Origin of the sequence: Hyphomicrobium sp., from assembly GCF_035548195.1 — a bacterium.
Lineage (GTDB): Bacteria > Pseudomonadota > Alphaproteobacteria > Rhizobiales > Hyphomicrobiaceae > Hyphomicrobium_B.
The window spans coordinates 29,906-43,031 of the sequence record NZ_DASZTY010000013.1 but is presented as its reverse complement, the minus strand read 5'-3'; the positions used below and the strand labels follow the sequence as shown (position 1 = coordinate 43,031).

At 58.2% G+C, this 13,126-nt stretch carries 15 protein-coding genes; 8 read left to right on the top strand and 7 right to left on the bottom strand.

Annotated elements, in window-relative coordinates; translation table 11 throughout:
- Positions 1–96: 96 nt before the first annotated feature.
- On the top strand, positions 97–1,725 hold the full coding sequence (locus tag VHB22_RS03265) for a CTP synthase (RefSeq protein ID WP_325455521.1): 1,629 nt from the start codon (positions 97–99) through the stop codon (positions 1,723–1,725).
- Positions 1,726–1,873: 148 nt separating this feature from the next.
- Positions 1,874–2,395, top strand: coding sequence for a nucleoside deaminase (locus tag VHB22_RS03260; RefSeq protein ID WP_325455520.1), 522 nt, complete (start codon positions 1,874–1,876; stop codon positions 2,393–2,395).
- A gap of 87 nt (positions 2,396–2,482) precedes the next feature.
- On the opposite strand, the gene VHB22_RS03255 is transcribed toward VHB22_RS03260, so the two are convergent.
- Positions 2,483–2,734 carry a hypothetical protein gene (locus VHB22_RS03255; protein WP_325455519.1) on the bottom strand — a complete coding sequence of 84 codons (252 nt, stop codon included), beginning with the start codon at positions 2,732–2,734 and terminating at the stop codon, positions 2,483–2,485.
- Positions 2,735–3,157: 423 nt separating this feature from the next.
- Between VHB22_RS03255 and pqqA the strand changes: the two genes are divergently transcribed.
- Positions 3,158–3,247, top strand: coding sequence for a pyrroloquinoline quinone precursor peptide PqqA (pqqA, locus tag VHB22_RS03250; RefSeq protein ID WP_015597947.1), 90 nt, complete (start codon positions 3,158–3,160; stop codon positions 3,245–3,247).
- A 149-nt stretch (positions 3,248–3,396) separates the two neighbouring features.
- The gene (gene kdsA / locus VHB22_RS03245) at positions 3,397–4,257 is read left to right on the top strand and encodes a 3-deoxy-8-phosphooctulonate synthase (protein WP_325455683.1); all 861 of its coding nucleotides are present in this window, start codon (positions 3,397–3,399) and stop codon (positions 4,255–4,257) included.
- A 181-nt stretch (positions 4,258–4,438) separates the two neighbouring features.
- On the opposite strand, the gene VHB22_RS03240 is transcribed toward kdsA, so the two are convergent.
- From VHB22_RS03240 to VHB22_RS03215, 6 genes are all read right to left on the bottom strand, one after another.
- Positions 4,439–4,678, bottom strand: coding sequence for a hypothetical protein (locus tag VHB22_RS03240; RefSeq protein WP_325455518.1), 240 nt, complete (start codon positions 4,676–4,678; stop codon positions 4,439–4,441).
- A gap of 259 nt (positions 4,679–4,937) precedes the next feature.
- Positions 4,938–5,630, bottom strand: a complete 693-nt coding sequence (locus VHB22_RS03235; protein ID WP_325455517.1) for a hypothetical protein — start codon at positions 5,628–5,630, stop codon at positions 4,938–4,940.
- The gene (locus VHB22_RS03230) at positions 5,627–6,637 is read right to left on the bottom strand and encodes an ABC transporter permease (protein WP_325455516.1); all 1,011 of its coding nucleotides are present in this window, start codon (positions 6,635–6,637) and stop codon (positions 5,627–5,629) included. The genes VHB22_RS03235 and VHB22_RS03230 overlap by 4 nt, the downstream gene beginning before the upstream one ends.
- Complete coding sequence (locus tag VHB22_RS03225; RefSeq protein WP_325455515.1) at positions 6,637–7,428, bottom strand: ABC transporter ATP-binding protein; 792 nt, start codon at positions 7,426–7,428, stop codon at positions 6,637–6,639. The genes VHB22_RS03230 and VHB22_RS03225 overlap by 1 nt, the downstream gene beginning before the upstream one ends.
- Positions 7,429–7,482: 54 nt before the next feature.
- Positions 7,483–8,466, bottom strand: coding sequence for a YVTN family beta-propeller repeat protein (locus VHB22_RS03220; protein WP_325455514.1), 984 nt, complete (start codon positions 8,464–8,466; stop codon positions 7,483–7,485).
- Between the two features lie 65 nt (positions 8,467–8,531).
- Positions 8,532–9,857 (bottom strand): ABC transporter substrate-binding protein, encoded by a 1,326-nt coding sequence (locus tag VHB22_RS03215; protein ID WP_325455513.1) that lies wholly within the window; start codon positions 9,855–9,857, stop codon positions 8,532–8,534.
- A 266-nt stretch (positions 9,858–10,123) separates the two neighbouring features.
- On the opposite strand from VHB22_RS03215, the gene VHB22_RS03210 reads away from it, so the two are divergent.
- The 4 genes from VHB22_RS03210 to VHB22_RS03195 are packed head-to-tail and all read left to right on the top strand — an operon-like array spanning position 10,124 to position 13,110.
- Positions 10,124–10,630: a DUF3280 domain-containing protein gene (locus VHB22_RS03210; protein ID WP_325455512.1), complete on the top strand. Its 507-nt coding sequence runs from the start codon at positions 10,124–10,126 to the stop codon at positions 10,628–10,630.
- On the top strand, positions 10,627–11,610 hold the full coding sequence (locus tag VHB22_RS03205; protein ID WP_325455511.1) for an ABC transporter substrate-binding protein: 984 nt from the start codon (positions 10,627–10,629) through the stop codon (positions 11,608–11,610). Before VHB22_RS03210 ends, VHB22_RS03205 begins: the two co-directional genes overlap by 4 nt.
- Complete coding sequence (locus VHB22_RS03200; protein WP_325455510.1) at positions 11,573–12,382, top strand: ABC transporter permease; 810 nt, start codon at positions 11,573–11,575, stop codon at positions 12,380–12,382. Before VHB22_RS03205 ends, VHB22_RS03200 begins: the two co-directional genes overlap by 38 nt.
- Positions 12,370–13,110, top strand: a complete 741-nt coding sequence (locus VHB22_RS03195; RefSeq protein ID WP_325455509.1) for an ABC transporter ATP-binding protein — start codon at positions 12,370–12,372, stop codon at positions 13,108–13,110. The genes VHB22_RS03200 and VHB22_RS03195 overlap by 13 nt, the downstream gene beginning before the upstream one ends.
- Positions 13,111–13,126 lie beyond the last annotated feature (16 nt).

The window sequence follows — 13,126 nt, the reverse complement described above, 5'->3', positions numbered from 1 at the left end:
CGGGGTTAACAGGCCAGCATTGCGACCTTTTCGAATGGTGGAGGTGCAAAAAAGGCGCTTCCGAATCCGGTGCCGGGTGTGCAAGAACCAAGGCCCATGCAACGGTATATCTTCATCACCGGCGGCGTGGTCTCCTCCCTTGGAAAAGGTCTCGCATCCGCCGCCCTCGGCGCGCTTCTTCAGGCGCGCGGTTATTCGGTCCGGCTCAAGAAACTTGATCCATATTTGAATGTCGATCCGGGCACGATGAGCCCGTATCAGCATGGGGAGGTCTTCGTCACCGATGACGGTGCCGAGACGGACCTCGACCTCGGCCATTACGAGCGGTTCACCGGCGTGCCGGCCAAGAAGTCGGACAACGTCACGACCGGCCGTATCTATCAGGACATTCTCGCCAAGGAACGCCGCGGCGACTTCCTCGGCGGAACCGTGCAGGTCATTCCGCACGTCACCGATGCGATCAAGAATTTCGTTCTGTCCGGCAACGAGGACGTCGATTTTGTGCTGGTCGAGATCGGTGGCACGGTCGGCGATATCGAGGGCCTGCCGTTCTTCGAAGCCATCCGTCAGCTCGGCAACGAGCTGCCGCGCGGATCATCGGTTTTCATCCACCTGACGTTGATGCCGTTCATCCCGTCGGCAGGTGAATTGAAAACCAAGCCGACACAGCACTCGGTCAAGGAGCTGCGTTCGATCGGTATCCAGCCCGATATTCTTCTCTGCCGGTCCGATCGCGATATTCCGGTCAGCGAGCGCAAAAAGATCGCGCTGTTTTGTAACGTCCGGCCGGAAGCGGTCATTCAGGCACTCGACGTGGCGTCGATCTACGATGTGCCGCTCGCCTATCATCGCGAAGGACTTGATCGCGAAGTGCTTGCGGCTTTCGGCATTACGGGCGCACCGAAACCGGATCTCGCGCGTTGGGAATCCATTTCGAAAAGTATTGCGCAGCCCGAAGGCGAGGTCACGATTGCAATCGTTGGCAAGTACACCGGGCTCAAGGACGCTTACAAGTCCTTGAACGAAGCGCTGGTGCATGGAGGCATAGCCAACCGCGTCAAGGTCCATCTCGAATGGTTCGAGAGCGAGATCTTCGAGCGCGAAGACCCGGCGCCTTATCTTGAGGGCGTAAACGGCATCCTCGTGCCGGGCGGTTTCGGCGAGCGCGGCGCGGAGGGAAAAATGCTCGCTGCGAAGTTCGCGCGCGAGCGTGGTGTCCCCTATTTCGGCATCTGCTTCGGCATGCAGATGGCCTGCCTCGAAGCCGCACGCAATTTGGCTGGCATACGCGACGCGGGTTCAACCGAGTTCGGCGAGACGGTCGAACCGGTCGTCGCGATGATGACGGAATGGATGCGCGGCAACGAATTGGAGCAGCGGCGCCAGGGCGGGGAGCTTGGCGGGACGATGCGCCTCGGAGCCTATGCAGCGGATCTCGCCGAAGGAAGTCATATAGCCAAGGTCTATGGAACGATGGCGATCTCCGAGCGTCACCGGCACCGCTATGAGGTCAACATGCGCTACCGCGAAGCGCTCGAAAAAGCCGGGCTCAGATTTGCCGGGCTATCGCCCGACGGCTTGTTGCCTGAGACGGTCGAATATCCCGACCATCCATGGTTCATCGGCGTGCAATATCATCCCGAGCTCAAGTCACGCCCGTTCGATCCGCATCCGTTGTTCGCCAGCTTCATAGCCGCCGCCGTTGAGCAAAGCCGGTTGGTATGAGGCACTGGTCCGCCAATGCCAACGTCTCGGATCGGAACAGCGCTTGAGCTTTTACACGCCTAAGGTGTGAGAGGCTGGATTTAGCCATCGACGTTCGATTGCTGCGCGCGCATTTTGCAGTCGTTTAAGGGCGTGGATGGGGATCGAAATGGATCGGCGTAGTCTATTGAAGAGTGGCACCGCGCTTGTCGCCGCGACGGTCGTTGCCAGTAGCGAAGCGCGCGCCAGATTTGGCCCGGTACTGCCCCACGATAAGCGTTTTATGCAGCTTGCAATCGACGAAGCGGCGAAGGCCGAAGTCCCGTTCGGTGCTGTGATCGTGAGGAACGGTGAGGTGCTCGCTCACGGTTATAATCGCACTCGTGTTGATCGAGATCCGACCGCACACGGCGAAATGGTCGCCATCCGGGCTTTTCTTGCGGCGCACGGACCGGAGGAACTCAAAGGCGCGACGCTCTACACGTCCGGCGAACCGTGCTGCATGTGCATGGGCGCGATTCTCTGGTGCGGGATCGGGCGGCTGGTCTTTGCAGCCTCGGTCGATCAACTTGCGACCAAAATTGGTCAGATCATGCTGTCGGCGGAAGACGTTGCGGCGAAGGCGCCGTTCGCGCCGATCGAGATCGCAGGGGGGCTTCTGGCGGATGACGCAATGCGGCTCTTCAAATAAAGCAAAACGCATTTGCCAGATGCGGCCAATAAAAAATCCCGGCGGTGCGGCCGGGATTTTCGTTTTTCATAGGTCGGAGTCGCGCCGTTATGGCGTCGTTGCCGGTGCGGCCGGCGCGGTTGTTGCGGCCGGCGCGGTTTCCACAGTACGGACGTCGAGTTTCAGGGCGCCGCTATACAGCAGACCGCCGAACACGACGGCGAAGACGATCGCAGTCACCAAAGCATTCAGGAAGCGGTTCGAGAACGAAATTATATTGCCGATCAGATCGAGGATGAAAACGATCACGGCGCCGATCAAAACCGGCTCAATCCAAGGGTATTGTTCTAGTATTGCCATTATGGTCCCCATCGTTTTTGTGGTGCCGGATCCCGAGTCGCGGCTTGCGCCCGCCTTATACCACGCGCGGCCACGAGCGACCTAACCAGTGCCTAATCCAAAGGCATCCTCGCCGGTAGGTGGCACGCAAAGGGCACAATTTCCGTCATCGGATCGTCTTTCCGATCCCGGCGTTGGCGTGCAGTTTGCGCGTTTTCATTGAACTCAGAAAATATTTGCGCCGCGGTCCCGCGCAAAATCGGAGGGGTCGTTCGCCGTCAGAAGACGGAGGACTAAGTGTACGAAACGATATAACACTTCACCATTTCGTGATCACGAAAAGTTTGGACGATGTTAGCGAAAAGAGATTGGAGTTTTGGGCGTTATTTCACTAAGTAAACTTTTAACAGGAACAAACCTGTCGAATTCGGAGGAGGACACACCATGAAAGTTTGGACGAAGCCCGCAGTTCGCGAGCAGGAAGTCGGTCTCGAAGTCACCAGCTATCTGCCGGCTGAGATCGATCTTATTTAACGAATTCGGACCTTTAGGTTCCTTGGACGGCGGCCGATTGGCCGCCGTTTTTGTTTGTGTCGGTCCAAATCCGCAAACAAGCGCTTTTTACCCGTTGATTTGTCCGTGAGGGCTCGCTGCGCGCGCTGATGGCCGGTATAAAACCGCATATGACGCAGCACGAGACGTTTAAGCCAGCCGCTCAAGTCCGAGCGGGAAAAGTCCTTTTCGCCCACGATGCGCCGATCTCGGTCCTAGCGGGGCCGTGCCAAATGGAAAGTCGCGCGCACGCCCTGGAGATGGCCGCGGCTCTGTCGGAAACCGCGCAAAAGCTCGGGTTCGGTCTTGTCTACAAGTCATCGTTCGATAAGGCCAACAGGACCTCGCTCGCTGGGCGGCGCGGGATCGGCCTCGATGCGGCGTTACCCGTTTTTGCCGAAATCCGCGAACGGTTCGGCCTGCCCGTCGTTACCGATGTCCACGAGGTTGCCCAATGCGCATCCGTGGCGGAAGTCGTCGACGTGCTGCAAATCCCAGCGTTTCTATGCCGCCAGACCGACCTGTTGGTTGCCGCCGCCAAGACGGGGCGCGTGATCAACATCAAGAAAGGGCAGTTCCTGGCACCCTGGGACATGAAGAACGTCGTCGCGAAGGTGACGGGCTCCGGCAATCCGAATGTGCTCGTGACCGAACGCGGATCGAGCTTCGGCTATAACACGCTCGTCGTGGACATGCGCGCGCTGCCCCAAATGGCAGAGGCTGGCGCACCCGTCATCTTCGACGCGACGCATGCCGTGCAGCAGCCGGGCGGCCAGGGGACGTCCTCCGGCGGTGATCGCCGCTTCGTTCCGGTTCTGGCGCGCGCAGCCGTTGCAGCCGGCGTCGCCGGACTCTTCATCGAGACGCATCAAGATCCCGACAAAGCGCCGTCGGACGGCCCCAACATGGTGCCGCTAAAGGAGTTCGGCGCGCTGATGTCGGAGTTGCAGGAGATCGACCGCGTGGTGAAAAAGCAAAGGAACGCAAGCTAGGCCTAAGGCTCGCGTTCTTCTCTTTGTCTTTTCCGCAGTTCAGGGAAGCCGCAGCCTTCCCTACATCTTGAAGGCAATCGTTGCGTGCGAATTGCCTCTTCGTTTCGGATATTGCGCGCGCCTCTGACCGAAGGCCGAACCTCAACTGAAGATCGGCAAAGCGATGGGCATGCGTATGTCTTCAGATTTTGGCAGACCAGAGCGTAGCGGCCAGCTTTGTGAGTTGGGGCTGGTTCGCCAATCCGCCGAATTGCTCGGTGTCCGCAACGACGATCCCCGAAACGCAGGGCGCCGAACAGGCGAGCAATGGATGCACTTTTCCGACGTTGATGGCGGCAATCGCCATTGACGTCATGAACAGGCTCATTGTTGAGAGGCAAGAAACGTAGGCAAGGGCACGCGAGACAAGTTCGTATTGCATCTGTCAACCTCACAAAACGCGAAACAGGGAAGACGACACATTCACTTGCATTCCACGATCTCAGGGTCTGAGATAGCGACGCCGGAGCTCGATGACGTTGAGACTACGTCAACCTTGGTTAAGGACGCGTTAAGACTAACAGGGAGTAAAAATAATTTATGCCGGCGCACGCCGAATGCGCGGCGGCAGCCTCGGGCGCACGCGCCGGGCACCCGAGGCTCAATCGTTTGTTGGCGGGAGACCTTGACGGACGAGCGTGTCAGCTCTTCATCTGAGCGCGGATATCTCTGGCGATTTCGCCAGCTCGCTCATCGATGAGCTGAGGAATCTCGCACGCAAGCGGGATGTTGGCCTGCTTCTCCTGGAAGGCCCGAACTTCCCATTTGTATCTTGTTTCGGCGTCGGATTCTTGGCCGGCGACACCGGCTTCCGCTGACGGATTTTCTGCTTCGGCCTGTTCCTCGGGCTGGAGCTTCAGCGCTTCCTTTTCAATCTCCTTCGATCGCGCTACCTGCTGCTTATGCATCTTTTCGATGCCATGCATCACGGTTCTGCGGTCTTGATTCGTCCGCGTCAGCACGGCGGCAAAAAGCTCGGTCAGCTTCGCGTCGCGCTTGTCAGCGGGCAAGCCCTCCGCGAATTTCTTGATCGCGGCTTCGACCTCCTCGGACTTCACGCGCCGCGATATCAGATATTGCGAGAGCTTCCGTATATCGTCGTCGTTGTTCCAGCTCGTCGTATCAGTGATCGGCGGGCCATCCCAGATCGTTGCCGCGGATAACTCCGGAACTTTGCGATAGACGCACGGCCATTCATCTTTTTGCGCCGCGGGCTTGGCGGCGTCCTCCGCAAGACTTGGACTTGAGAAGAGTGCAGCCGCCAACGCGGAAGCGGCGGCAACGGACCACCCGAGACGGCGTATATGCGAGACGATTGTCATGTCATACCTCATGCGGATCCTCCGGGCCCGCCGCGCCGAGCAATCAGACCCTTGGATGGATTGTAAGCAAAAACCGCCGCAGCGAGAAACAACACTGTGCATCCCACAATGACGGCGAGCGAAATCGTGTCGACCTGTCCGTAAAGCGCGAACCGGATAAGTTCAACGGCATAGGTGAATGGATTGAGGCGGCAAATTTCATATAGGAGCGGGCTCGCCTCGCGGACCCGCCATAATGGATAAAGCGCGGAAGAGGCGAAAAACATCGGAAAGATCACGAAGTTCATGACGCCGGCGAAGTTCTCAAGTTGCTTAATGACCGACGAAATGAAGAGTGCCAGCGCGCCGAGCATGAGGCCCGCGAGGATGATCGCCGGTATGACCGTGAGATAGCCGAGGAACGGCTGCACGAACGTAGGCACGGAAAAAAGCGTATTCACGATCGGATCGGACATTTTCTCGATCGCGGTGCCCGCCCAGGTCGGTGGATCGTAGAAGGTGAATAGCTTTACCTCGGTAATTGGCGGCGGCTGAATACCCCACCAATACGCGACAAACAGGAAAGCGAAGGATTGCAGGAGCGCAACCGACACGCCGCCAAGAAGCTTTGAAAGCAGTAGGAACGAACGCGGGAAGGGGCTGACCAGCAGCGTTCGCATCGTGCCCGTCTCGCGGTCATAGACCATCGAGAGCGACGATTGCATCGCGTTAAATAGCAAGATCATCGCAATAAGGCCCGGAGCGATGAATTCCTCGTAGAGAACGTAGGTCTCGTAGGGTGGAATAATCGAGACGCCAAGCGTCTGGCGAAAACCTGCGGCAAAGATAAAGAGCCAGATCAAAGGTCTGACGAGAGCCGAGAGAAATCGCTCGCGCTGGTGAAGATAGCGCAGGATCTCGCGCCAGACGATGCCCTTGAAGCACGCGACGTATCCAGCAAGACCTAATCGGCGCCGCGCAGCTCCCTCGGCCTCTGCGAAGGTCGCGGCTGTCGCGCCTGAAAATGCCGATGCCGACATCAAGCGGCCTCCTCGATGGATGCCTTGGTGCCGGTTAACGCACGGAATGCCTCGCGAACGCTCGTCGTTCCCGTCTGCGATAGCAGCTGCGGCACGCCGCCGTTGTAGAGCACGACGCCATGATGCAGGATGACGACCTGATCGGTTCGCAAAACCTCATCCATAAGGTGCGTTGCCCAGAGCACGCCGAGATGCTCCTTCGCGACCAGCTCGCGCACAATCTTGATGACGCCTTCACGCGAGCCAAGATCAAGCCCGACAGTCGGTTCATCGAGCAACAGCAGATCGGGACGATGCATCATAGAGCGTGCGATCTCGACACGGCGAAGCTGGCCGCCGGAAAGGGCGCGAACCTTTTCGCCCGCGCGATCGGCGAGACCGATCATCTCCAGCGCGAGCTTCGCTCTTTGGGTGGCATCGCTCCGCGAAAAGCCATGCAGCGCCGCGTGATATTTAAGATTTTGCATGAGCGTGAGGTCGACGTCGAGCGTGCGGCTCTGAAAGACGACACCGAGGCGTTGCAAGGCCTGCGACGGTTTCCGGCGGACATCGAAACCGCGGATCGTGATCTGGCCGCTGACGTTGTCGTAGAGCCGGGTAATAAGCGAAAAAAGCGTCGACTTGCCCGCTCCGTTGAGTCCGAGCAGCATGACGAAGGCGCCTTGCTCGACAGTGAGCGAGACGTTATCGAGCACCTTTTTGTCGCCGAAGCTATGACTGACGCCGTTGACGACAAGCGCAGGAGTTTTGTCTTTTTCGGCGTGCCCTAGTTGCGGGTCTGTTGCTGTCATCGTTGGCGTCGCTCGTCTCCGAAAGCCCGGGTTCAGTCCTGGAGTTTGGTCCAATCAGTGCGGTGAGATGGCTACACCCCAGGGATAACGTCCGACCTTGATGGATTTGAATGCCTTTTCGCTGGCAACGTCGATGACCGAAACGTCGTTGGAGGCACCATTGGTCGTCAGCAAATATTTGTAATCGGGAGTGAACGCCATGTGCCAGACGCGCTGCCCGACGAGAATGTATTTCAGGACTTTAAAGGTTTTCGTATCGATGACCGCGACGCGGTTGGCCGGTCCGAGCGCCACGAACGCGATTTTATCGTCCTTGGTGATTTGAATACCGACGGGCTGAATGGCTTCTTTCGTAATTCCAGGAATTTCAAAGCTGATCTTGGTGATGATTTTGCGGTCCGCCGGATTGATGACAGTTACGGTGCCACCGACCTCCGAAGATACCCAAAGCTGCGTCTGAGCAGCATTGAAGCGAGCGACGCGCGGGCGGCTGTCGACGAGCACGTTATCGAATGTCTCGTGCTTGGTTGTGTCTATGAAGTGGGCCATGTTCGTCGTTTCCGACGTGTTGACGAGCACTTTGCCGTCCGGGCTCATCCCCATGCCTTCCGGCTCGACGCCAACCGGAATTTCCGTGATGACTTTGGATGTAATAATGTCGACGACCGTCACGAGGTTATCGTCCTCATTGGCAATGTAGAGGCGCCGACCGTCGGGATGAAGCGTCAATAATTCAGGGTCCGGGCCCGACGGAAGGGTTTTGACATACTCCATCGTCTTCGCGTCGTAGATCTTCACGTCATTGTCGTCGCTGGTGCAAATGATGACCCATTTGCCGTCGTTCGTCATGACGATGCCGCGCGGACGCTGACCGACCTTAACCGTCTTGATGACCTGGAGCTTATCGGTATCGATGACGCTGACGGTGTTGTCCTTCTCGTTCGTGACGTAAGCCGTATAAGCCTGCGCTGAAGTCGCGGTCGAGACGAACGCGGTGGCCGAAAGAAACGCAGTAACAATCGCTATGGGTCGCGACATCCCTAGTCTCCAAGTGAAAAAGCTCTGGTTGGAAATCTGCTGTGAATGGCCGGTGTGGGGCATGACTATTGCGTGTAAGCCTTGCACTTGGTTTCAGGTTTGTCGAAACCGAGCGTATCGAGAACGCTGGATTGGTGCAGGAAACCGGGCTGCGGCGATACGCTGACGGGAAGCTTCGGCGTTCCGATGATAAGCGGCTCGCGAAGCTGTCCATCCCAGGTTCTGAAACTCGTGGCGACGCCCTTGAAGGCGGCCACTTCGAACTCTGGCGATTGGATGAATTTGCGCATTGCCTCGAAATCCGCGGAACGCTCGCGTGTTGCAGCCTCGCCGACCACGCGTGTCGCAACCCACGCATCGTAGTCGATCGGATGCATCATGCGGCTATTCAAGCGGCGGAAGCGATGTTGAAACTGCGTGCCGCCCCAGAATTCGAGCGCCGGATGCCAACTCGATGCCGTAAGCCCTGCCGAGCCCGCGACGGGGCGCGGAACCCAGGTTCTAAACGGAAAATAATCGGCGAAGAGCTGCTTCGCGTCGGCGACGATGAGGACATCATAATCTTTCGCGTTCTGCAGAAACGACGGGATTTGTTGCTGCACCTGCTCGTAGCCGCCATCGGCACGTCGGCTGCCGGTTTGTTGCTTGAATTCCAAATCCTGCACGATCTTGGCGCCGAATTTCTTGGCGGAGCGACGGTACGCATCGGCGAGCAGCTTGTCGTCCGGATTGGGGCCGTCAACAAGCAACCAATTGCGCCAGCGCTTCCAGACCAGATATTGCGCGAGGGCGTCCGTTAGCATCGAACGGCTGGGTGCGACGTGCAGAACGTTGGCCCGGCAATCCTCTTGGCGGAGGCGGTCGTCGGGACTTCCCGCGTTGAAGATCAGCGCATGCTTGCCTTTCATCGCATCGGCGAATTTCAGCAGCGCGTCTGGCTCCATGTCGGCTATGATGAAGTTGTCGCCCGCGGCGACTTTTTCGGTGGCGCCTTTGATCAGATCGTCGACGTCGCCGTTGAGGACGTCGAGCTTGAACGACTGGTTGAGAAACCGGCCGGTGGTGTTGTCGTCGGCAATGCCGAGCTTGGCGCCTGCGATGCCGTCGTCGGGAGAGGGTAGATCGAGCAGCGAGAGAGGAAGCTCGTCGTCGGGGCGGTTTTGCTTCACATAAAGAATGGAGATGGAAAGCTTCTTCTTGTTGGAATCGGTGGCGCTGGATTGCGTCGCCGGTCCGCTAGCGTGGGGCGCCGCGGGAGTGGTCGGAATAGGTTGCGGTGCAATATCTTCGGCCAAAGCGGGATATGCTATGAAAGCGCAGCAGACGGCCAAGCCTGCGCGCATGACAGTCCAAGAGCGCGCACGCAGCGGAAAACGGGCTGTTTGGGCCAAATTATCCAACTCCAATGTGTCTCGGTAAGGCAGCGCGGCGCCGACCGCCCAGCACGCCTAATGTTACTGTGTTGCTGTAAAAGGGGGCGTATCGGGAGCTTGTCAAGGCAGAGCATTCCGGCTCGCGCGTTTGTGACCGGGCATTTTTATCAAAGTCTCTGGGAACCTCTTGCAATGTCGGAGGGATAACGCGCACGTAGAAGTCCTGGCGCGCTTCGGCCGAGCGCACGACTGAACCCCTATACGCGAAATGGACCGAACGCCCGATGACGTTGCGCTTTTTATATGCACTTCTTGTTCTGTTGGTTGTCTCTCCTGCGGAAGCCGCCACGAAGGTTGCAGTCTTCCCCTTTGATTTCCACGATCCGCAGCAGGACGGAGAGCTTATTCCCCAGAACGATCCGGACGATCTGAGGCGACTGAAACTCGCGGCGGACGAGCTGAAATCGTTAATGAAGAAAGACAGCAATTACGAGGTCGTCGACCTGTCGTCGAAAGCCAAGGAAATCGACGCGGCTTCGCCCTTCATCAAGTGTGACGGCTGCGAGGTCCCGATTGCCAAGGAAGCGGGCGCAGACCTCGCCGTTACGGGCTTTATCGACAAGCTTTCGAGCGCCGCCCTCACACTCCAGATCATCGCACGCGATACCAAGACTGGGAAGCCGGTGAAGACCATGTCCGCCACGATCAATGGCGATTCCGACGATCTCTGGCTGCATGGCGTTCGATATCTCTGGAAAAATCGCTTCAACGTCGAGGCCGGACAGCAATGATCGATCTCACGCGACGCCAGGCGCTCACTGCCGCCGCGGCTCTGGCGACAACTGCGGTGTTGCCGCGATCGGCGAGGGCGTCGGCCAAACCTGTGCGCCTGACGTCGGTGAAATTCGGTTCGGTGAGCTGGCTGATCGAGACGATCCGCGCCGAAGGCATCGATAAGAAGCACGGACTCAATCTTCAGGTCATCGAGGTTGCCAACAATCCCGCGGCGCCTATCGCACTTCTTTCAGGCAGCGCCGACGTTATAGTAAGCGACTGGACGTGGGCGTTACGGCAGCGCGCCAAAGGCTACGATCTCAAGTTCGCCCCGTATTCGGCAGCTCTTGGCAGCGTGATGGTGCCGAAAGATAGCACGATCAAATCCCTGGCAGATCTCAAGGGTAAGAGACTTGGCGTCGCCGGGACCGGCATTGATAAAAGCTGGATACTCCTTCGCGCATATTCGCGCGAGAAGCTCGGCAAGGATATCGCGAACTTTGCCGAGCCCATCTTCGGAGCGGCACCGCTCGTTACGGCAGAGTTCAATGGCGGCCGGCTGGATGCAGTTCTCAACTTCTGGACGTATGCGGCTCGTCTCCAGGCGAGCGGCGCACGTCAATTGTTGTCCATGTCGGATGTCGTAAAGGGATTGGGCGTCAGCCCGACGCCAGCTCTTGTCGGATTCATCTGGTCCGATAAGGAAGTCAAGGATAACTCAATTCCGGTCGATGTGTTATTGAGTGCGGTGGTCGATGCCAACGCCGTGCTTGCCAAATCGAATGCAGCATGGACCCGGCTGAAGCCACTGATCAGGCCGAAGTCGGATGCCGAGCTTGCCGCGATCCGGGATTACTATCGGTCCGGCATCACAGGACCTTGGGGCTCGCAAGAAACGGCGGCGGCGAAGAAACTTACCAACCTTCTCATCGATCTCGGAGACGCGGAACTCGTTGGCGATGGCACCCGTTTCGACCAGAATCTCTTCCATACCTAAGCCGGTCCGCGCCGCCGGGTCCAATTCCACAATCGAACGGTTCGCCTGGATGGCTGGATCGCTCATTGTGCTTGGGCTCTTCTGGCAGTTTCTCGCCGACGTTCTTCAAAACAGATACTTGCCGACGCCGGTTGTCGTCTTCGACGTTATGCTGCGCGAAGCGGAAAACGGCGATTTATGGAAGCATGTTTCCGCAACTCTCGTTCGGGTCGCCATCGCGTTTGTCATCTCGATGTTTATCGGCACGGCAATCGGCCTGGCGCTTGGCCGGTACAAAACGGCTGATAAGTTCTTTGATGCGTGGCTGATCCTGTTCCTCAACTTGCCCGCTCTTGTGACGATTACGCTCTGCTACATCTGGTTTGGATTAACCGACGCCGCAGCAATCACGGCTGTGGCGCTGAACAAGATCCCCAACGTCGCGGTGAATATGCGCGAAGGCGCACGCAGCCTCTCGAAGGATTTGTCCGAGATGGCGGAGATGTATCGCTTTGGCTGGTGGAAGACGCTGCGGCATGTGACAGTTCCGCAGCTTGCGCCGTTCCTCGCTGCGGCGGCGCGTTCTGGTTTGTCGCTCGTCTGGAAAATCGTTCTCGTCGTGGAAGCTTTTGGACGATCCAACGGCGTCGGCTATCGGTTGGGTATCGCTTTCCAGGAATTTGACGTCAGCACGATCCTGGCCTACGCACTCGCCTTCATTTTTATCGTGCAACTGATCGAATTCGCGGTGCTCCAACCGCTGCAAGCTCGGGTGAATGCATGGCGCCGCTGAACGGAGCAGACGCGAATGGCCCCATCCGCGTTTCTGTCAAGCGCAAGATCTTCCCCGCGGTGGGGGATCGCGAAGCGCAGCTCGTCCTCAACAATGTGGAGTTCGAGGTCGCGCCACGCTCGTTCCTCGTGATTACCGGCCCGTCGGGTTGTGGCAAGTCGACTCTTCTCAATATCATCGCGGGCCTCGACAAGGATTTCGAAGGTACGATCGACCTCGGACCTGCCAAAGACCGTCTGACATTCATCTTCCAGACCCCGCGGCTTCTGCCCTGGCGAACGCTTTATGAAAACATCGCACTCGTGCTTCCGAAGGGTGATCCGCGTCACGCGCAAATTCCGGCGATGTTAGAGCGGGTCGGGCTCGGCCAGGCTATGAATGCCTATCCGGAGATGTTATCCCTCGGCATGCAGCGGCGTGCGGCGCTCGCGCGCGGCTTCATCCTTGAGCCCGAAATTCTGCTTATGGATGAGCCTTTTGTCTCGCTCGACGATCCGACGGCGGCCAGTCTGCGCGAACTGTTGATGGATCTCTGGCATCGCCAGCCTACGACGGTTATTTTCGTGACACACGATCGTTCTGAGGCGATACAACTGGGGACGCGGATCTTGCGTCTGGCGCCAGGACAGGCGAGTGTCGCGCAGGATGCGGTCGTCGGCCTAACGGAGGCGCAGCGTCGCGATCGGGCTGCGGTGCTCGCTGAGCAAAATCGCATCTTTGCGATCTGATCTGGCTCACCTCAGG